The organism is Glutamicibacter sp. 2E12, assembly GCF_050030965.1.
In the GTDB taxonomy this organism is placed as follows: Bacteria; Actinomycetota; Actinomycetes; order Actinomycetales; family Micrococcaceae; genus Glutamicibacter.
In genome coordinates, this window is sequence record NZ_CP188297.1 from 1662918 (window position 1) to 1683315 (window position 20398).

Sequence of the window (20398 nt, forward strand, 5' to 3'; positions counted from 1 at the left end):
AAGAGGGCTACGCATTACTTCTACGATGCGAAATCCTAGTCCCAAGAATAGCGCAGAATCAGGCTTTTCTTCCACGATCCGATATTAACTCGGCAAAAAATCGTGCCGGGCGCCACAAAACACTCTTGCATTTTCATTTTGAGGATAATAGTATCCACTATACGGAAACTTTTACAGGAGGATCAGATGGCAGCACCAAGCCCGGGATATTCACTCACGCTTCGCGTCCAGACACCTGCGTCGATTACCGCTACCAGCGAGCTGGCCGGCGCGGTCGGTTCGGCCGGCGCGCACATCACCGCCCTGGCTGTCACCGAGTCCAACCACACCCACATGGTGGTGGACGTTTCCTGCAACACCACCGACGTGGCCCACGGCGAGACCGTGCGCGCGGCGCTGGATAACCTCGATGGCGTAAGCGTGCGCAACGTCTCGGACCGCACCTTCCTGATGCACCTTGGCGGCAAGCTCTCGGTGACCCCCAAGGTCGCCCTGCGCAACCGCGATGACCTCTCCCGCGCCTACACCCCGGGTGTCGCCCGCGTCTGCATGGCCATCGCCGAGAACCCTGCCGATGCGCGCAACCTGACGGTCAAGCGCAACACCATCGCCGTGGTCACCGACGGCTCGGCCGTGCTGGGGCTGGGCAATATCGGCCCGGCCGCAGCCCTGCCGGTCATGGAAGGCAAGGCGGCGCTGTTCAAGCAGTTCGCCGATGTCGATGCCTGGCCGGTCTGCCTGGACACCCAGGACACCGAGGAGATCATCATGATCGTCAAGGCGCTGGCACCGGTCTACGGCGGGGTGAACCTCGAAGACATCGCCGCCCCGCGCTGCTTCGAAATCGAGGCCCGGCTGCGCGAAGAACTGGACATCCCGGTCTTCCACGACGACCAGCACGGCACCGCAATTGTCACCCTGGCCGCGCTGCTCAACGCGGTGAAGGTCGTGGACAAGAAGATCGAGGACCTGCGCATCGTGGTCTCCGGGGTCGGCGCGGCCGGCAACGCGATCATCCAGCTGCTCATGGCCCGCGGCGCGCAGAACATCATCGCCTGCGGACGCAATGGCGCGATCACCCGCAACGAAGCCTACGCCGATGCGCACCGCACCTGGCTGGCGGAAAACACCAATCCGCAGAACTTCACCGGCACCCTGAAGGAAGCCATCGCCGGCGCGGACGTCTTCATCGGCGTCTCGGCCCCGAACGTGCTGGACGAAGCCGATATCGCCGCCATGAACGAGCGCGCCATCGTCTTCGCCATGGCCAACCCGGATCCCGAGGTGGACCCGGAACTGGCCGGTCGCCACGCGGCGGTGGTCGCCACCGGGCGCAGCGACTTCCCCAACCAGATCAACAACGTCCTGGCATTCCCAGGTTTCTTCCGCGGGCTGCTGGATGCAGGCGTCACCGAGATCACCGACGCCATGCTCCTGGCCGCCGCGGACGCCATTGCCGCGCGGGTCAGCGAATCAGAGCTGAACCCCGGATTCATCATCCCGTCGGTATTCGACCCACAGGTCGCCTCCGATGTGGCCATGGCAGTGCAGGACGCAGCCGCCGCCAAGTAGGCGCTGCGCAGCAAGACCTTAGGGTGCATGTCAACGCACCCTTCATTGGAACAGAGCACAAGAAGTTAAGGAACAACCCATGAGTATTGAAATCACCAGCATCCCCGACGTCGCCGATGCCCAGCAGATCCTCTCGGGCGAAGCGCTGGCCTTCATCGAGAAGCTGCACCAGAAGTTCGCTGGCACCCGCGATCAGCTGCTGGCCGCACGCGGCGTGCGCCGCCAGCAGTTCTCCGATGCCAAGTCCATCGACTTCGATCCGCAGACCGAATCCGTGCGCACTGGCGACTGGAAGGTCGCCGAAGCCCCAGAGGCGCTGCGCGACCGCCGCGTGGAGATCACCGGCCCGGCCTCCCCGGCCAAGATGGCCATCAACGCGCTGAACTCCGGCGCCAAGGTCTGGCTGGCCGACCTGGAAGATGCTTCCACTCCGAGCTGGTTCAATGTCATCGATGCGATCTCCAATCTCTCGGCCGCCGCCCGGGGCACCTTGGCCTTCACCGATGCGAAAACCGGCAAGTCCTACGCACTGCGCACCGACGCCCCGCGCGCGGTCGTGGTGGTCCGCCCCCGCGGCTGGCACCTGCCGGAGAACAATGTGCTCATCGACGGCAATCCGGCGGTCGGTGCACTGGTCGACTTCGGCCTGCACTTCTTCCACAATGCCAAGGTGCTCGCCGAATCGGGACAGGGCCCGTTCTACTACCTGCCGAAGATGGAGCACTACCTGGAATCGCGCCTGTGGAACGAGGTCTTCACCTTCGCCCAGGCCGAGCTGGGCATCGCCCACGGAACCGTGCGCGCCACCATGCTCATCGAGACCATCCCGGCCGCCTTCCAGATGGAGGAATTCCTCTACGAGCTGCGCGAGCACGCCTCTGGCCTGAACGCGGGCCGCTGGGACTACCTGTTCTCCATCATCAAGACCTTCCGCGAAGCCGGCGAAGCGTTCATCATGCCCGACCGCTCGGCCGTGTCGATGACCGCGCCGATGATGCGCGCCTACACCGAGCTGCTGGTCAAGACCTGCCACAAGCGCGGGGCTTTCGCCATGGGCGGCATGGCGGCGTTCATCCCGAACCGCCGCGAACCAGAAGTTACCGCCGCCGCCTTCGACAAGGTCCGCGAGGACAAGTCCCGTGAGGCCAACGACGGATTCGACGGCTCCTGGGTCGCCCACCCTGACCTGGTTGAGCTGTGCAAGGAGATTTTCGACGCGAAGCTCGGCGAGAAGCCGAACCAGATCGACCGCCAGCGCCCGGAGGTCGAGGTCACCGCGGCCCAGCTGCTGGACGTGGCCAGCGCTCCTGGCGATGTCACCGAGGCCGGCGTGCGCGCCAACCTCTACGTGGCCGTGAACTACGTGGCCGTGTGGCTCTCGGGCAACGGCGCGGTCGCCATCCACAACCTGATGGAAGACGCCGCCACCGCGGAGATCTCGCGCTCGCAGATCTGGCAGCAGATCCGCAACCAGGTGGTCGCCGCCGACACCGGCAACACCATCACCGCCGAACTGGTTGCTGGCATTCTCGCCGAAGAGGTTGAACGCCTGCGCGCGGAGGTCGACAATGAAGAGCACTTCAACGCCTACTACCAGCCGGCAGCGGAACTGATCGCGAAACTGACCAGCGGCAAGGACGAGGATTTCGCGGACTTCCTCACCACCCCAGCCTACGAACTCTTGGAAAAGGAATACGTGACCAAGCCATGAGCAACACCTTCGATGAGTCCACGCTTGCCAGCGTAGAAGCAAAGCTGGCCGCCACCGACCGGCTGCTGGAAACCTCCTACCCGGGGGATACCGGAGCCCGCCAGCCGATCCATACCGTGTACGTCCCCGGGGACAAGTACACCGTGGACCTCCCAGAACGTTGGGGCCACAACGCAGTAGCCACTGCCGGAGGACTGATTGGCCTATCCGCCTTGGCGGCCAAGCTCAAGCTGGCCGAACCAGAGCGCTTGGCGGAACTGGTTGGCGCGAAGCTGGCAAGCGAACCCATCGAAGATCTGCGCCTCGATTTCGAGGACGGCTACGGCAACCGCACGGATGCCGAGGAGGACGCCGCAGTGCTTGCCGCGGCCGACTCGGTATCCGCCGCGGTGGCCGCCGGCAAAGCCCCGGCCTGCATCGGCATCCGCTTCAAATGCTTCGAAGCACCCACCCGGGCCCGCGGGATCCGCACCCTGGACCTGTTCATCACCCGGCTTCTGGCCAACGGTCCGCTGCCCGAGGGCCTGCGCCTGACCCTGCCCAAGGTGACCACCGTGGCCCAGGTCGAGTCCATGGTCTACCTGGCCGAGAAGCTGGAAGAAGCCCACGGGCTGGAAGCCGGACGCATCCGCTTCGAAGTGCAGGTGGAAACCCCGCAGGTCATCCTGGCCGCCAACGGAACCCATCCGGTGGCCCAGCTGATCGCCTCGGGCAAGGGCCGGGTATCCTCGCTGCACTACGGAACCTACGACTACTCCGCGTCGCTGGGCGTGGCCGCCGGATACCAGTCCATGGAGCACCCGGTAGCGGACTTCGCCAAGGACGTCATGCAGGTGGCCGTAGCCGGCACCGGGGTGGAACTGTCCGACGGCTCCACCAACATCATCCCGGCCGGCGACCCGGAGAACATTGCGGCCGCCTGGGAACTGCACGCCCGCCTGGTCTCCCGCCACCTGTCCCGCGGCATCTACCAGGGCTGGGACATGCACGAGAATCAGCTGGTCACCCGCTACCTGGCCACCTTCGCCTTCTTCCGCGAAGGCCTGCAGGCAGCCGGAACCCGGTTGCGCAACTACGTCCACCAGATCAACTCGGCCATCATGGACGAGCCGGCCACCGCACGGGCCCTGGCCCGCTACATCCACCGCGGGGTGGCCTGCGGTGCGGTCAGCGCCGACGAGGTCACCGAACTAGCCCAGATCACCCTGCCCGAACTCGAGGCGATCGCCTTGAACCGCTCCCACGCCTAAGGACAACACCATGACTGTTCCAGCCATCCAGAACTCCTCGTCGTACTACTCGGACTTCGGCGGCCACCCGCCGCAGAGCGATCTGCTCACCGACCGGGCCATCGTCACCGAGGCCTATACCGTGATCCCCAAGGGCGTGCTGCGCGACATCGTCACCAGCGTCTTCCCCGAGTGGACCAACACCCGTGCCTGGGTGCTCAACCGCCCGGTCGCCGGCGGGGCCACCACCTTCTCCCAAGCCATCGTGGAAGTTGCCCCGGGCGGCGGCGCCACCAAGCCGGAGCCGCAGGCCCAGGTGCAGGGATTCATCTTCGTGCTCACCGGGCAGCTGACCCTTCTCATCGAGGGCACCGAACATGTGCTGGTGGACGGCGGCTTCGCCTACCTGCCAGCCGGCGCTACGTGGTCCGCCCGCAATGACGGCACCGAGACCACCAGCTTCCACTGGCTGCGCAAGCGCTACGAAGTGCTTGAAGGCGTCGCCGCACCGGCTCCCGTGGTGGGCAATGAGCGCGACATCGAACCTGGCCCGATGCCGGGCACCGATGGCAAGTGGCGCACCACCCGCATGCTCGATCCCAACGACGTGGCCTTCGACTTCGGCGTGAATATCGTGACCTTCGAACCGGGCGCATCCATCCCGTTCGCCGAAACCCACGTCATGGAGCATGGCCTGTACGTGCTTGAAGGCAAGGGCGTGTACCGGATGAATGGCGACTGGGTCGAGGTCGAAGCCGGGGACTACATGTCACTGCGCGCCTTCTGCCCGCAGGCTTGCTACGCCGGCGGCCCGGAGAACTTCCGGTACCTGCTCTACAAGGACCAGAACCGCCAGATCGCGTTGTAAGCGTTCATTTCCAGAGACTGCCGGGGCCGCACCCCGCGCTGACCCGCCGGCCATCGGCGCACCGTGTCCATTTCATGTTCCAGTGATGTTTCTTTTGCTCGGACATGGTGGGCTGACGGCAGGGTCGCGCGGGATGCGGCCTTCGGTTTTGGCGACCCGGGGCTGTTTCGTGAAGATCCAAGGATCACTTGGAACCGCTCATCGAAACCATCGGCAATACCGGGCGTCATCCCGGCAATCGCGGGGAGCACGGAATCGTCCAACGTTGGACGGGTTGGAATTGGGACTCATCACTGGAGTCGCGGGCAGCACTTGAGTTATTTCCGAAGGCTTGGCCTGTTTGGGACGTGCCCCTATGCACCGGGCGCGAACTGGATGCGAACGCGGCTCGATGTTGCAGGTCGAGACGGGGCAGCGGATGCCCTCGTTGCCAACTCGCAGGCATCAGTGCCGCAGCAGCTAGAACTCTTCAGCGTCAACCTTGGCCGGAGCATCTGCTGCATCGCTGCTCAAAATCAACCGCCGTTCCAAACGGGTGAGATTTCCCGGCGAAGGATCAAGTCGTGCTGGTTCCAAGGCGGCCGCTAATGCCGCGCCAACCGCTTCCTCGTCCAAGTTCATTCCCACGGCGACCAGCGCGTCATTGGCCGGATCGCTGTGGGCCGCTGCTTTCGCGAAATGGATCTGCCGCCCGACCATGTTGACCAGGAAGCGCTGCGCGCCGCGATCGGTGCGCAGCTTCACATGCCCCTTGAGCCGGTAGGCCGCAGCAGGCGGGTGCTCCAGCAGGTCCAAGATGGCACCCGGATCCGCGGCCTCGGGGCAGCGCACCGTCACCGCGTTGGCGTGCGAAGCATGCTCGTGGTCGTGGTGCGGGCGGGAGGCAGCCGCCAACGGCAACTCGTCGATCGGGTCTTCGTTCAGGGCGATGTCGAAGACCAGCTCGGGGTCTATGGCGGCGTGCGACGCCGGGATGATGGCAACGTGCGGGTTGATTTCGCGGATCCGTCCGCTGATCCTGGCCAGGACCGCGTCGCGGTGTTCCGGGGCAATGCGGTCCAGCTTGTTGACCACCGCCATGCTGGTGGCGCTGAAGCGGGCCGGGGCCATCGCCGCGGTATCCACGGTGTGCTCATGCTCCACCGCGTCGATCACGTCGATGATGCCGCCGAAGCGTACCCCGTGGGCCTTGCCGAAACGCAGCAGCCGATCCACGTTCAGCGGGTCGGCCGCGCCGCTGGCCTCCACGATGATGGCATCCAGGCGCAGCTTCGGCTGGCCCAGCTTCTCCAGCAGCTCGTCCAGGCCGCTGCTATCGGACAGGCAGCAAACGCAGCCGCCGGCAATGGATTCGGCCGCATCGATCTGGCCGGTGATCAGCCCGGTATCCACGTTGACCTTGCCGATGTCGTTGATGATGACCCCGACGCGGGTACCCGGGCGGGTCAGCAAGCGGTTGAGCAGGCTGGTCTTGCCTGCACCCAGATATCCGGTGAGCACGATGACAGGGATCAATGCCGGCTCCTTTTCACTTCGACAAGCGGGCCGAATCCATTCTCCTTGCAGGGCCAACCGTTGCCGCGTGCTGACACGCCTGCCAGAAGATGGTTACCAGGAAGGCAAAACCGGAATCGGGCCATCGGCCTCGATATGCCGGGCCTGGCCGCGGGCCAGCCATTCGATCAAGCCTTCGCGGTCCGAGCGCACCTTCAGCGCGCCATCGCCGATGACCCATTCGTCGCCCTCTTCGGTCACCAGCGTCATGCCCGGAGCGTTCTTCACGCGCATAGTCCGCACGGCGGCCTCGACGGCGTTCTCCTGGGAATCCGGATCGGCTTCCTCGATGGTCCACGCGGTATCCAGATCATGGTGGTGGATGACCACCTCTGAGATGCGCAGGGCCACGATGGAGGTCGCCGGAATGATCTTGCCGTGAAGGTCCACCTCTTCCACGGCCAGTTCGCCGCTGAGCCGTTCGCACTGCTCGGCGAAGTATGCGGCGGCGTCCTGGAACTTCTTGACCAGTTCCTCGCGCGGCAGGGCCGCCAGCTCGTCGATCTCCGCGTCGCGGGCCTCGCGCGAGGCGTAGAGCTCCTGCGGTTCTCCGCTGGTGGCCCAGTCGATGAGCTTGACCAGGCTCCGGCCGTTGGAGGCCAAGTGCGCAATGACCTGCGCCCGGCTCCAGCCTTCGCACAGCGAGGCGGCGGCCATTTCTTCGGTGGACAGGGTTTCGATCGTGGCCGACATCATCGCGGTTTCGCGGTTGAGTCGTGACAGGTCCGAGTGCAAACGAGCAGTATTGATCATGAAGTCACCCTACCAACGCGGGCGCTCCAGCAGTACGGGTTACGCCATAGATATCGAAAGCGACTCGATTCATATCCGCGCCGTGCGGGCCCTGGCGGTGCCTGGCTGCGACGGCAGGAAGCTGTCCAGCAGAACACGTGCCAGGCATGCTTCTTCAGGAACCAGCAGCCACGTAGCCTAGGGGGAGAAGCAAACGACCAGGAAAGCAGTCCGATGGCGAAGAAAAAGAAGAAGCAGAAGCCCAAGCAGGGGCATCCGGCACGCCTGCAAGAGGGCGTCGTCTCCCTGGACCGGGTGAAGGTGGGGCGCGGCCTGGACGCGCTCACGCCGCAGTTCGTACGCTGGTTCTCCGAGAACCGCGATGACCCAGAACTGGCCCTGATGGTCCTTGCCGCAGTGCGCGAAACCCTGGGCATCTACGCCGAAGTCGTCGACCTGGACAAGGTTACCGATTTTGATCCGCCCAAACTGCTGGCAGTGCTCAGCTCGATGATTGAATTCGAAGAGGCCGAGAATCCCGATGCCGCCGATAATGGGCTGGGAACCATGATCTATATGGCCTGGGCGGATTACGTCGAGTTCTTGCGCGATGCCGGTCTGTGGGAGCGCGAGGCCGAAAGCCTGGAGTGGTTCCGGAAGTCGCTGGAAGCCCAGGATCCATTCGCCGGTGATGACGGCATCGATGAAAACGATGAAATTGACGAGATCATGGCATCTGACGAGGCCTCTCAAGCGGCCCTGGCTGAAATCGCCGCCATGCGGATCAGCAAGCTGGGCCGTGCCTTCTTGGCTTGGACCCTCACCGAGGGCAAGAATCTGTGGGCCAGCTTGCCGGCGTCTGAATTCTTGGAAACGGCCGCAATAGCGCTCGCCGACCAGCTGCCTCCGGAAGTCCACGAATCGCGCAGGGGCCTGATGGTTGCGGTCGTGCTCTCGGCACTGGAATCGGTCAGCGCCATCAAGCTGCCCGAACAGGGCAAGCCGGAGCGCGGCGTGACGTACGAAGACATCATGCAGCATGAAGACGCCGACTCCTTCGAGCCGAACTTCTACTTCATCCAGGCCTGCCTGGACTCGTTGCTGGAAAAGCCGGAAGGCGGCGATGACGCCAGCCTTGAAGCCTGGGGGCTGGCAGCGTTCTGGATCGTCGAGGGGATCGAAGGCAACCCGCATCGCGTGGCTGACCCGCGAGATGATCAATGGTCGCCAAAGGTATGGGAAACCGCGCATGTGCGCATGCATGAACTGCGCGTACTTGGCCTTATCGAAGATGGCGAAGCGTACTCGGTGCCCACTATCGTCCGCCTGGCGATTACCGACGTTGAACAGGACCTGCTCGATGAGGATGAATTCGACGACACTGATCTCGACGCGATGTTCGGGCCGGACGATGACGAGCCGAAACGCCTGAAGCGCGAAACACCGTATACCGGCAAGGTGCTGCAGCTGAAGCTGACCCTCAAGGACGCCAAGCCGCCGATCTGGCGTCGCGTGCTGGTGCCCATGGACCTGAACCTTGGCGACCTGCACGACATCATCCAAGCGAGCTTCGACTGGTACGACGGGCACCTGCACAGCTTCTACGAGGGTGGCTTCGGCGGCACTTCATATGGTCCAGAGATTGACGACATGGACTACCAGAAGAACGAAGCGGAAACCCTGGTTTCCTCGTTGCTGCAGAAGGAAAAAGACCGCCTGGATTACCTGTACGACTTCGGGGACAACTGGGAAGTGCGCATCGACGTCGAGAAGATCCTGGATGCCGATGGCGGCCAGCTGCCGCGATGCACCGGCGGCCGGCGCATGGCTCCGATGGAGGACAGCGGCGGGATCGGTGGCTGGGAAGCCAAGCTGGATATTCTCGATGATCCGACGGACCCGGAGTACGAGGAAGTGCAAGACTGGCTTTCGAACTTCGGTTACGAAGAGGAATACGAGATCGATCCGGCGTATTTCAACAAGGACGAAGTCAATGCCCACCTGGAGTTCGAGTTCTAGGCGGCTGATTCAAGCCAGTGAAAATGCCCGTGGGTTGCCAAACTTTCAAACTTGGCAACCCACGGGCATTTTTGGTTTTCGGCTGGTTGGCCCTCTGGCCTAGTCGTCGTCTAGCGCGGCTCCATGCGGCGTCGCTCCGCCTTCATCGGTCCAGTCCTGGCCAACTTCATCATTCAAAGCAGGGTCGGAAATGGTATCGGGCTCTTCGGCCTCTGCCTTGTGCAGTCGGGCTTCAGGGTTGTTCTCGCTCATAAATCCATCCCTCTCGTTGCTTGGAATGCCAACCTAGCAAGAACCGCTGGGCATCAGAAGCTGCAGAACCCGCTTTTCAGGAACCCCTAAGGTAAACGTCAGCGCGCTTGGCTCGGGGCCACAGTCGATGCACGGATAACGAGCTTGGGAGTGAAAACGAATTGCTCGCGGACCGCTTGATCGCCCGCTTCTGCTTCGCGCAGCAAGACGTCGACAGCGGTTCGCCCGATTTCTTCTGCTGGCTGGCGCACGGTGGTAATCGGGATGACGGCCGACTCGGCGAAGTCGATATTGTCGTATCCCACCAGAGCAATATCCTCGGGAACACTGAGTTCGCCGGACATCACCAGGGCCTGCAGTATGCCCAACGCGAGCAGGTCGTTGGCCGCAAAGATCCCGTCGGGGCGCTGTGCAGGATCCATGGCAAGAATACGCTCTCCGGCTGCCCGTCCTTCCAGCACAGTCAGGTTCTTGGTAGGCATGTGCTCCAGCACGGCATCCGGGGCTTGGGCCAATACCGATTGGGCTCCCGTTAATCGGTGCTGGACCTGTTCGATGCTCTGCGGTCCGCCGACGAAGGTGATCCGCTTTCTGCCAATGTCCAGCAGGTGCCGTACGGCAATTCTTCCGCCTTCCACATCGTCCACGGAGACCGATGAAAAGCTGCGGTCGCCACTTCCGCGGTCCACCAGCACCACTGGCGTGCCCGCTTCGCGGATCCGCCAGAGCCGGCTCAAGTCGCTGTGCAAGGGGGAGATGAGTACTCCGGCGACGCGTTGCTCTTCGAAGAGATCCAGCAGTTGCTGTTCGGTGCTCAGGGAATTGTCGCTGGCTCCCATCAGCACGGTGTAGCCGTTGTCCAAGGCACGATGCTGGGCGCCCTGGGTGACGTCCATGAAGAACGGGTTGCGTGCATCGAGGACGACGAGCCCGAAGCTCCGGCTGCGGCCGGCACGCAGTTGCCTGGCCGCATCGTTGCGGACAAAGCCGAGCTTCTCGATGGCTGCGGTGACCTTGGAAACGGTGTGTTCGGAAACAACCTGGGGCCGGTTGAGCACGTTGGAGACGGTGCCTACAGAAACGCCCGCCTCGGCGGCAACTTCCTTGACGCTGACGGCCACAGAGCTTTCCTGTTCTTCGGTGAGTTGTTCTTCTGCGAGTATAACTGGCGCACGGATGGGAACTGGAATCCCAACAGCTTTTTGAAAGGATTCAAAAGAATGCGGCATTCGATCGACCGACCGCTTGCAATTCAAGTGTGACCTGCTCTACACTCGAATTTCGAAGCGATTGAAACGATTCATTTTTGTGCAAAGCGAATCGGATCGCACAGTTTTGCCCACCCAGTTCCAGCGCTCCGGAAGAGTAGTACGATGCGAGTTTGCTTTCAATTGCAGGTCAATCCCGACCTGATCGACGAGTATGTGTCGCGCCACCGGGAAGTGTGGCCGCAGATGCTCCAAGCCATCGAAGAAGCCGGGCGTCGCAACTACTCACTCTTTCTGCGCGAGGACGGGTTGCTGATCGGCTATTACGAAACCGATGACGACAGCGCTGCCCAGGCCGCCTTGGACTCCGACCCGCGCACCGCAGCGTGGGAAGCGGAAATGAGCCGATTCTTCCTCAGCCTGGGCGGCCGGCCAGATCAGCAAGCGCCGCGTCTGCGCGAGGTCTTCAATCTCGAAAACCAGCTGGCCGCACTTGCCGCATCCCAGCAGTAGTAGCCCGCAGAATTACTAGAAATGGAGAGTTCCATGAGCTCGAAGCTGAGCCCTGAGCACCTGCAAATCCTTGACCGCCTTGCCATCGAAGTCCCTTCCTGGGCCTATGGAAATTCGGGCACCCGCTTCAAGGTCTATTCGACCCCCGGGACCCCGCGCGATCCCTTCGAAAAAATCGCCGATGCGGCTGAAGTCAACCGATTGACCGGACTGGCTCCCTCGGTGGCCCTGCACATTCCGTGGGACAAGGTCGAGGACTTCACCGTGCTGCGCGAGCATGCAGAAGGCCTGGGCGTCAGCCTCGGAACCATCAATTCGAATACCTTCCAGGATGACGATTACAAGTTCGGCGCCTTGACCCATGAGGATCCGAAGATCCGCCGCAAGGCAATCGACCACCACCTCGAATGCATCGACGTAATGGATGCCACCGGAAGCCAGGACCTGAAAATCTGGCTGGCAGAGGGCTCGAACTATCCAGGCCAAGCGGATATGCGCGGGCGCCAGGACCGGCTAGGCGATTCGCTGGCCGAAATATATGCGCGGCTTTCCGGAGACCAGCGCCTGGTGCTGGAGTACAAGTTCTTCGAACCGTCCTTCTACCACACCGACGTGCCCGACTGGGGAACGTCCTATGCCCAGGTTGCGGCCTTGGGGGATCGGGCCATGGTTTGCCTGGACACCGGGCACCATGCGCCAGGCACCAATATCGAGTTCATCGTGATGCAGCTGCTGCGGCTTGGCAAGCTCGGATCCTTCGACTTCAATTCCCGCTTCTACGCGGATGACGACTTGATCGTTGGCTCGGCAGACCCGTATCAGCTGTTCCGCATCATGGCCGAGGTGATCCGCGGTGGCGGACTGGACCAGGACACGCCTGTGGCCTTCATGCTCGATCAGTGCCACAACGTGGAGAACAAGATCCTGGGCCAGATCAGAAGCGTCCAGAACGTGCAGGAAATGACGGCCCGGGCGTTGCTGATCGACCGCGTAGCGCTGACTGAAGCACAGATTTCCGGTGATGTCCTGGCCGCCAACGAGATCTTCATGGATGCCTTCTACACCGACGTGCGGGCCGACCTGGAAGCATGGCGCGCAACGCGCGGCCTGCCAGCCGATCCGATGCAGGCCTTCCGCACCTCCGATTACCAGAGCCGAATCGAAGCATCGCGCGCTGGTGGCGTGCAAGCAGGATGGGGAGCCTGATCATGAACACCGCAGCAAAGAAGCGCGGCATCTCCGGGTGGAAAGCCACCATTGCCGTAGCCATGAGCAATTACATAGAAGCCGGAGCCATCATTGCGCTGGCCACCAGCCTCAGCCTGTGGCAGGGCGCGTTCGGATTCGACGACGCGCTGGTCGGTGTCATCGCTGCCGTGTCGGCCAACGCGTTCGGCGCGGCCCTGGGTGCACTGATCGGCGGACCGCTCTGCGACCGTCTGGGCCGCAAGTTCATCTATACCTACGACCTGATCGTGTTCATGGTCGGCGCCCTGATGATCACCTTCTCCTCCGGTACGAGCCTGCTGATCATCGGCGTGGTCCTCATGGGCATTGCCGTGGGCGCAGGCGTTCCAGCCTCCTGGACCTACATTGCCGAGGAGGCTCCGCAGGAATCGCGTGCTACGCACGTGGGCACCGCTCAGCTGGCGTGGTCGATTGGCCCAGCCATCGGTTTCGCGCTGGCGATCCTGGTTGAGCCTTGGGGCGTGAACGGCTCCCGGGCAATCTTCTTCCATCTTTTCCTGATCGCCGCTGTCACTTGGTGGGTCCGCCGCGGATTGCCCGAGTCCAGGAGGTGGAAGGAGCAACGTGCCGCGGAAACGGCTGCTGGCGTGAAAGCCTCGTTCTTCTCCGGCATGCGCGGGCTGCTGGCCGACCGCCGCAACTGGAGCGCGCTCTTCTTCCTGCTCGGCGTCTATGGGCTATGGAATACCGTGGCAGGGCAGGCTGGCATTTTCCAGCCTCGCGTCTATGCTGCCGCTGGCGTTGAATCCGCTACCCAGCAGAACCTGCTCCAGGTGCTGGTCTGGGTGCTGACCGCCGCCGCAACCTATTTCGGATTCATGAAATACGGAGACCAGGTCTCGCGGCGTTGGCTCTACTTCGGTGGCGCCCTGCTGGGTGTTGCGGCCTGGACCGTGCTGATCTTCGCTCCTCCAGGTGCCTTCTCCCTGCTGTTCTACGCAGTGGCCTGGGGCATCTCGGCGGGTATCGGCGCGCAGGCTTTCTACGGGCTATGGACCGCGGAGCTCTTCGCCACGCGCTACCGCGCCAGTGCACAGGGCGTGCTGTTCATGCTTGCCCGGGTGCTTGTCGGCCTGCTCTCGTTGGTGTTCCCGGTACTGCTCACCAACCTGGGCTTGGAAAAGCTTGGCCTCCTGATCATCGGCCTGCTGGTCGTCGCGTTGCTGATCGGCACCATTTGGGCGCCGGAAACGCGAGGCAAGTCGCTGGAAGAGATCGAACTGGAGCGCTATGGATATGAAACCAGGGCCACCAAAGTCGACGCCTGAGAACCACTGCCCCCATGCACATTAACGAGTCGGAAGACAAGAACACCATGAGCAACACCATCGCGACACGCACCACCGCACAGGAACTGATTCAACGATCCAACCGGTTGGGTGCAGACAAGAAGAACACCAACTACGCCGGTGGAAACACCTCGGCCAAGGGCACCGCGAAAGACCCGGTCACCGGTGAGCAAATTGAGCTGCTCTGGGTCAAGGGATCGGGCGGGGACCTCGGCACGTTGACCGAAAAGGGGCTGTCGACCCTGCGCCTGGACCGCATGCGCTCGCTGGTGGACGCCTACCCGGGCGTGGAGCGCGAAGACGAGATGGTCGCGGCCTTCGATTACTGCCTGCACGGCAAGGGAGGCGCCGCGCCATCCATTGATACCGCAATGCATGGGCTGGTCAACGCAAACCACGTCGACCACTTGCACCCGGACTCCGGCATTGCCATTGCCACTGCCAAGGACGGCCGGGAGCTGACCGCAAGGATCTTCGGCGACAAGGTGGCTTGGGTTGACTGGCGCCGCCCCGGATTCCAGCTGGGACTGGATATTGCCGCGATCAAGGACGCCAATCCGCAAGCCGTGGGCTGCATCCTCGGCGGCCATGGCATCACCGCCTGGGGAGATACCTCCCAGGAATCCGAGTCCAACTCGCTGTGGATCATCGACACCGCCGCTGCCTACCTTGACGAGCACGGCGCACCGGAGCCCTTCGGTCCTGTGGTTCCCGGATTCGAGCCGCTGGACGAGGAGGAGCGCCGGACCCGCGCCGCCGCATTGGCCCCGAGCATCCGCGGCCTGGCCAGCACCGACAAGCCCATGGTGGGGCACTTCAGCGATGACCAGCGAGTCCTGGATTTCCTCTCGCGCCAGAAGCTGGCGCAGCTGGCGGCCCTGGGCACCAGCTGCCCGGACCACTTCCTGCGCACCAAGATCAAGCCGATGGTGCTGGATCTTCCCGCTCCCGCAGGCGTATCGGAGCAGATCGCTCGCCTGGAAGAACTGCATGCGCAGTACCGTGCTGACTACCAGGCCTACTACGAGGCCCACAAGGACCTGGACTCTCCGGCGATGCGCGGGGCCGACCCGCTGATCGTGCTGGTCCCGGGCGTCGGCATGTTCTCCTATGGGGCGAATAAGCAGACCGCACGGGTCGCTGGCGAGTTCTACCTCAATGCCATCAACGTCATGCGCGGCGCCGAAGCGGTCTCCAGCTATACGCCGATTTCCGATGCCGAGAAGTTCCGCATTGAATACTGGGCGCTGGAGGAAGCCAAGCTGCAGCGCATGCCCAAGCCCAAATCCCATGCCGGGCGCATCGCCCTGGTCACCGGTGCCGCGTCGGGCATCGGCAAGGCCGTGGCGCAGCGGCTGGCAGCCGAGGGAGCCTGCGTGGTCATCGCAGACCTGGACCTGGACAAGGCGCAGGCCGCCGCGGCGGAGCTGGGTACAGCAGATGTGGCCGTTGGCGTCGCCGCCAACGTGGCCGATGCGCACGCCGTGCAACGTGCCATCGATGAGGCGGTGCTGGCATTTGGCGGATTGGACCTGGTGGTGAACAACGCGGGCCTCTCGCTTTCAAAGCCCTTGCTGGAAACCACCGAGGCCGACTGGGACCTGCAGCATGATGTGATGGCCAAGGGATCGTTCCTGGTTTCCAAGGCCGCGGCCAAGGTGCTGATCGAGCAGAAGCTCGGCGGCGATATCATCTACATTTCCTCCAAGAACTCGGTCTTCGCAGGTCCGAACAATATTGCCTACTCGGCCACGAAGGCCGACCAGGCGCATCAGGTGCGCTTGCTGGCCGTAGAATTGGGCGAGCATGGCGTGCGCGTGAACGGCATCAACCCCGATGGCGTAGTGCGCGGCTCCGGGATCTTCGCCTCCGGCTGGGGTGCCCAGCGTGCGGCGACCTATGGCGTGGCAGAGGAGGATCTGGGGCAGTTCTACGCAAACCGCACGATCCTGAAGCGCGAGGTCATCCCGGAGAACATTGCCGATGCCGTGTTCGTGCTGACCGGGCCGGAACTGACCCGGACCACCGGATTGCACATTCCGGTGGATTCCGGAGTGGCGGCAGCCTTCCTGCGATGAGCAAGCAAGCAGAGAGCGCGCCGGTCGCAGCTATCGACCTCGGCGCCACCAGCGGACGTGTCATGATCGGCCAGATGGTGGACGGGAAGCTCCAGCTCACTGCCGTCCACCGTTTCGCCAACGGACCGGTTCCGCTGTCGAGCCTGGAACCAGGGGCGCGGCAAGAAGCGCTGGCCTGGGATATCGATGAGCTCTGGGCGCAAATTCGCCACGGCCTCTCGCTGGCTTTCGCGCAGCGCGGGGATATCGCCAGCATCGGGGTGGACTCCTGGGCGGTGGACTATGCGTTGCTCAAGGACGGCAAGCGCCTGGGAGAAGTGCGGCATTACCGGGATCCGCGCAATGAGCGCGCGGTTGCTGCGCTGGAACAGAAATTCAGCCGGCGCGAGTTGTTTGCACGCAATGGGCTGCAATTCCTTCCGTTCAACACCGTGTACCAGTTGCAAGCCGAGAAGTTGGAAAACCGGTTGGCGAACGCCGAGGCGCTGCTGCTGGTTCCCGACTATTTCAACTGGATGCTCACAGGGCAGCGGCGCAGCGAGTGGACGAACGCTTCCACTACCGGGTTGCTGAACCACAGCACCGGTACATGGGACGAGGATCTGGTTGCTGAACTGGGGCTTTCGGGAAAGCTCGCGCAGCTAGTGCACCCTGGCCAGCCGGTGGGCGCACTGCTGCCCGAGCTGGCTGCGGAATTCGGAGCCAGCCACGAAGTCCAGGTAGTGGCGGTCGCTTCCCATGACACGGCCAGCGCAGTGGTCGCGACCCCGCTCTCCAGCGGGCAATCCGCCTATATCTCTTGCGGAACGTGGGGATTGGTTGGTGTGGAGCTGGACCGCCCGGTACTCACCGAGCAAGCGCATCAAGCGGGATTCACCAACGAGCTGGGGCTGGATTCCAGTGTCCGGTTCCTGAAGAACGTCGCCGGAACCTTTCTGCTCAGCGAGTCGATCCGCCAATGGAACGACGACGCGGAAGCCGCCGGAAGGGAAGAAACCAGCTTGGAGCAGCTCCTTGCCGAGGCCGCGGAATTGCCTGTTCCGCAGGTGCTGATCGATCCTCAAAGCGAGCGGTTCCTGGCTCCTGGCCAGATGGCCCAGCGCATCTGCGATGCGGTGGAAGCCGCCGGCGGGCAGCGCCCGTGCTCACCTGCCGAAGTGATCAGGGTGGTCGTCGAGTCGCTGGCTCAGAGTTTCGCCCGCCAAGCTGCAGAAGCCGCGCGGTTGGGTGGATTCGAGCTGGAGAACATCCATATTGTCGGAGGCGGCTCGCAAGGCCAGCTGCTGTGCCAGCGCACTGCAGACCATGCGCGCGTGCCGGTCATTTCCGGACCCGTGGAATGCACCGCCCTGGGCAACGTGCTCGTGCAGTTGCAAGCGGCTATGCCTGCGGGCGGTGATGCATTGAACCTGCGCGACGTGGTGCGCGACTCGGTGCCGCTAGGCGCCTACGCCCCGTCGCAGGCCCTGAAGCTGGCCTAGATCCGTGTGGGATATCTAGGCCGTCGTTGACCCTCCAGCCCGATGGGGCTGGAGGGTCGAACTTTTTACACCTTGCGCTGCACGAATACCACGGCATCCTCCAGGGTCGCCGGATTGCCATCGGGACCGATGATGGTGCGTTCGCGGACCTCGGCGCACAGCACCTCCCACTGCGCCGGATCCAGAGCCAAAGCTTCCAGTTCCTCTTCGGGGCTGGGGAACACGGGCATCTGGTGATCGGGCTTGCTGGCGAAGGACGGCATCGATGCATGGGACAGGGCCAGCAGGTGGCCGCCGGGTGCGACCAGGGTCGCTGCCTTGCGCAGGAAGCTGGCGCGAGGGAATTCAAAGGGTGCCTGGAAGAAGCTCAAGGTCACCAGGTCGAAGGTTTCCCCGGTATTCCACGCAGCCAGATCCGAGGCGATGAAGCGGGTCTGCCCCGCGTCCAGACCGTGCTTGGCCGCTTCTTCCTGCGCGCGCTTCACCGCGGTGGGCGAGATGTCGACCCCGGTAGCCTTCCAGCCATGGGTGGCCAGCCACAGCGCATCGCCTCCCTCCCCGCAGCCGATATCCAGCGACGTGCCGGGGGCCAGCGGGGCGACAAGGTTCTCGATGACCTGGTTGACCTTGCCTGACCAGACCCGCTCGGACTGGCCGTAGTGGTTCTCCCAGAAGGCGACATCATCATGTTCTTTGGTGTGGTGTTCGTGGTGGTGGCTCATTTTCGTTGTTCCCCATTCGTCAGTAAGGCCGTTGTTATCGACCCTACTGACGATCGACCCCATGCGCGATCAGTTTTGCGCCAGAGGCAAGAATCGCTGCTCCTACCTTGCACTGACCTTGCCGAAGAGCCGGGCAATGGATGCGAGGATCATTGGCCGGCAGGCCAGCCAGGCGCCGGCGATTACGAGCAGCGAGAGCGCGAAGAAGAGCAGTCCGGTCCAGTTATCCGCGTACGCGGCTGGATCCGTGGAACCCTGGGCCGCGTACATGTGGTTCAGGTTGCGCAGCGCCCCGGTGGAGAACACCAGGATCACGTGCACGAGGATGAACACAGCGAAGTACAGCATGGTTGGGAAGTGCAGCGCGCGGGCAACCTCGATCGGGTACTTCGCGGTCAATGCTGGCATGTTCTTCGGCCAGAAGGCGCTGAGCCGGAAGCCGGTGATCGCCGCGACCGGGGCCGCGATGAATACGGTGGTGAAGTAGGCCAGCTGCTGCAGCGAGTTGTAGTTCACCCAGCCGTTTTCGGTGGGCCAATCCAGCGTCAGGTACTGCAAGGCCGCCGAAATCGCGTTGGGGAAGACCTCCCACGACGTCGGGACGATGCGCATCCAGTGGCCTGTGGCGAACAGCAGCACGAGGAACACCAGGCCATTGATGATCCACAGCAGGTCTAGACCCTGATGCAGCCAGAGGTTGATGCTCACCTTCGGGCTGCGCTTCGAGGACCAATAGGCAGGCGGCTTCTTCTGGTGCCTGACCAGCATGCCAGAACGGATGATCAGGACCATCAGGAAGAAGTTGAAGAAGTGGTTCCATGCCAGCCAGCCAGGGAACCCGAGAGGTGCCGAGTCCGGCAGGTGGTACTCACCCGGGTAGCGTTCCATGAATGACTCCACGGCATCGATGCCGGCAATGCCGCGGGCAACGAGCACCACGGCGGTGGCGATGCCCAAGGCGCAGAATGCGCCAAGGATTCCAGCCAGCACCCACTGCTTGGTCGTCAGCGGGCCATGCTTGGCCGCTTCTTTCTTGCTCTTTGCCGCTGCCTGGGGTGCCGGCTTGGTCGCGCGCCCGGCGGCCGGCGCGTTACTTGCCGCGGCTGCTGGCGCGGCAGGTTCCTGCGCACCCATGCGGGTACGGGCAGGAGCAGCCTGCGCCTCGGCGGCCGCAGGCTCCGAGGCCAGCGCGGCGCCGGATGCCTGGGCCACCGGATCTGCGGGTGCTGGCTCTGCCCTCGGCGGGGTGGCCGGTGCGGCCTGGGCCTGGGCAGCTTCCGCAACCGGTGCCGGCGGGAGCGCAGGCGCTGGAGCCGCTGGAGCTGCGGCAACAACGGGAGCTGCCACGAATGAACTTGGCGGCCACGGTTCTGCACCGGCGGTGCGCGGCAGGCCACGGCGAACTGCTGGTGCCCCGGCACTGGAAACCGCTGTGGCCGGGGCGGTACCCGCGGTGGCAACTGGTTCGGGGGCCGCCGGCGCTGATTCAGCTACCGGTTCGGCAACCGGTTCGCCAACTAGCTCGGCAACCGGCTCGGGTGCTGGTGCAGCGGAAGCGTTCTGCGATGCGGCTGGAGCGTTCGCGGCGACCGGCGTTCCCGCAGGCGGCCACGGCCCGCCGCCGGCAACCCGTGGCAGGCCCTGGCGAAGAAGCCCGGCAACCGCGCCCTGATCTGCAACAGGTTCCGCGGCCGGTGCGCTGGCTCCGGAACTAGCAGATGCTTGGCCAGGCGTTGGTTCCGCAGGCACCGACGGGCCAACGGGCTGGTCGAGAACTGGTTCTGCAGCATCCTCGACCGCGCTAGGCCCTGCCGGGACCGCGGCGCCTGCAGCGGGAGCGAACAGCTCGGCTGGCGGCCAGGGATCGCCGCCTGCCACGCGCGGCAGCCCCTGGCGGATGGATTGGTTTGGTGCGTTCATGG

Annotated in this window: 16 protein-coding genes; 10 read left to right on the top strand and 6 right to left on the bottom strand. The window is 63.6% G+C overall.

The genetic code is table 11. The features are described from left to right. Positions 1-186 precede the first annotated feature (186 nt). From ACP3TE_RS07810 to ACP3TE_RS07825, 4 genes are all read left to right on the top strand, one after another. Positions 187-1572 carry an NAD-dependent malic enzyme gene (locus ACP3TE_RS07810; RefSeq protein WP_426735933.1) on the top strand — a complete coding sequence of 462 codons (1386 nt, stop codon included), beginning with the start codon at positions 187-189 and terminating at the stop codon, positions 1570-1572. 79 nt (positions 1573-1651) lie between these two features. Further along, positions 1652-3283 carry a malate synthase A gene (gene aceB / locus ACP3TE_RS07815; protein ID WP_332486402.1) on the top strand — a complete coding sequence of 544 codons (1632 nt, stop codon included), beginning with the start codon at positions 1652-1654 and terminating at the stop codon, positions 3281-3283. Then, a complete protein-coding gene (locus ACP3TE_RS07820) occupies positions 3280-4533 on the top strand; it encodes a DUF6986 family protein (protein ID WP_105656507.1) in 1254 nt (417 codons plus the stop codon). Before aceB ends, ACP3TE_RS07820 begins: the two co-directional genes overlap by 4 nt. Before the next feature lie 10 nt (positions 4534-4543). Next, positions 4544-5380 carry a bifunctional allantoicase/(S)-ureidoglycine aminohydrolase gene (locus ACP3TE_RS07825; RefSeq protein WP_105656506.1) on the top strand — a complete coding sequence of 279 codons (837 nt, stop codon included), beginning with the start codon at positions 4544-4546 and terminating at the stop codon, positions 5378-5380. 459 nt (positions 5381-5839) lie between these two features. Here the strand turns inward: ACP3TE_RS07825 and ACP3TE_RS07830 are convergent, their stop codons facing one another. Together ACP3TE_RS07830 and ACP3TE_RS07835 are read right to left on the bottom strand one after the other, a co-directional pair. Next, a complete protein-coding gene (locus ACP3TE_RS07830; protein ID WP_133833868.1) occupies positions 5840-6895 on the bottom strand; it encodes a CobW family GTP-binding protein in 1056 nt (351 codons plus the stop codon). Positions 6896-6988: 93 nt separating this feature from the next. Then, the gene (locus ACP3TE_RS07835) at positions 6989-7687 is read right to left on the bottom strand and encodes a maleylpyruvate isomerase family mycothiol-dependent enzyme (protein ID WP_105656504.1); all 699 of its coding nucleotides are present in this window, start codon (positions 7685-7687) and stop codon (positions 6989-6991) included. Between the two features lie 213 nt (positions 7688-7900). Between ACP3TE_RS07835 and ACP3TE_RS07840 the strand changes: the two genes are divergently transcribed. Next, positions 7901-9685 (top strand): plasmid pRiA4b ORF-3 family protein, encoded by a 1785-nt coding sequence (locus tag ACP3TE_RS07840; protein WP_426735937.1) that lies wholly within the window; start codon positions 7901-7903, stop codon positions 9683-9685. 99 nt (positions 9686-9784) lie between these two features. On the opposite strand, the gene ACP3TE_RS07845 is transcribed toward ACP3TE_RS07840, so the two are convergent. Continuing rightward, positions 9785-9937, bottom strand: coding sequence for a hypothetical protein (locus tag ACP3TE_RS07845; protein WP_166650735.1), 153 nt, complete (start codon positions 9935-9937; stop codon positions 9785-9787). Positions 9938-10035: 98 nt separating this feature from the next. Beyond that, positions 10036-11058, bottom strand: coding sequence for a LacI family DNA-binding transcriptional regulator (locus ACP3TE_RS07850; protein ID WP_208294242.1), 1023 nt, complete (start codon positions 11056-11058; stop codon positions 10036-10038). 252 nt (positions 11059-11310) lie between these two features. On the opposite strand from ACP3TE_RS07850, the gene ACP3TE_RS07855 reads away from it, so the two are divergent. The 5 genes from ACP3TE_RS07855 to ACP3TE_RS07875 are packed head-to-tail and all read left to right on the top strand — an operon-like array spanning position 11311 to position 17754. Next, entirely contained in the window at positions 11311-11658 is a 348-nt protein-coding gene (locus tag ACP3TE_RS07855; RefSeq protein ID WP_105656501.1) for an L-rhamnose mutarotase, read from the top strand. Positions 11659-11691: 33 nt separating this feature from the next. Beyond that, positions 11692-12864: an L-rhamnose isomerase gene (gene rhaI, locus ACP3TE_RS07860; protein WP_105656500.1), complete on the top strand. Its 1173-nt coding sequence runs from the start codon at positions 11692-11694 to the stop codon at positions 12862-12864. Between the two features lie 2 nt (positions 12865-12866). Continuing rightward, positions 12867-14174 (top strand): MFS transporter, encoded by a 1308-nt coding sequence (locus ACP3TE_RS07865; protein ID WP_426735940.1) that lies wholly within the window; start codon positions 12867-12869, stop codon positions 14172-14174. Between the two features lie 47 nt (positions 14175-14221). Next, positions 14222-16273: a bifunctional aldolase/short-chain dehydrogenase gene (locus ACP3TE_RS07870; protein WP_426736211.1), complete on the top strand. Its 2052-nt coding sequence runs from the start codon at positions 14222-14224 to the stop codon at positions 16271-16273. Then, a complete protein-coding gene (locus ACP3TE_RS07875; protein ID WP_426735942.1) occupies positions 16270-17754 on the top strand; it encodes a rhamnulokinase in 1485 nt (494 codons plus the stop codon). The genes ACP3TE_RS07870 and ACP3TE_RS07875 overlap by 4 nt, the downstream gene beginning before the upstream one ends. A 65-nt stretch (positions 17755-17819) precedes the next feature. Here ACP3TE_RS07875 and ACP3TE_RS07880 read toward each other — a convergent pair whose 3' ends face one another. Continuing rightward, entirely contained in the window at positions 17820-18476 is a 657-nt protein-coding gene (locus ACP3TE_RS07880) for a class I SAM-dependent methyltransferase (RefSeq protein WP_105656498.1), read from the bottom strand. A 102-nt stretch (positions 18477-18578) separates the two neighbouring features. Beyond that, positions 18579-20396 (bottom strand): cytochrome b/b6 domain-containing protein, encoded by a 1818-nt coding sequence (locus ACP3TE_RS07885; RefSeq protein WP_105656497.1) that lies wholly within the window; start codon positions 20394-20396, stop codon positions 18579-18581. Positions 20397-20398 lie beyond the last annotated feature (2 nt).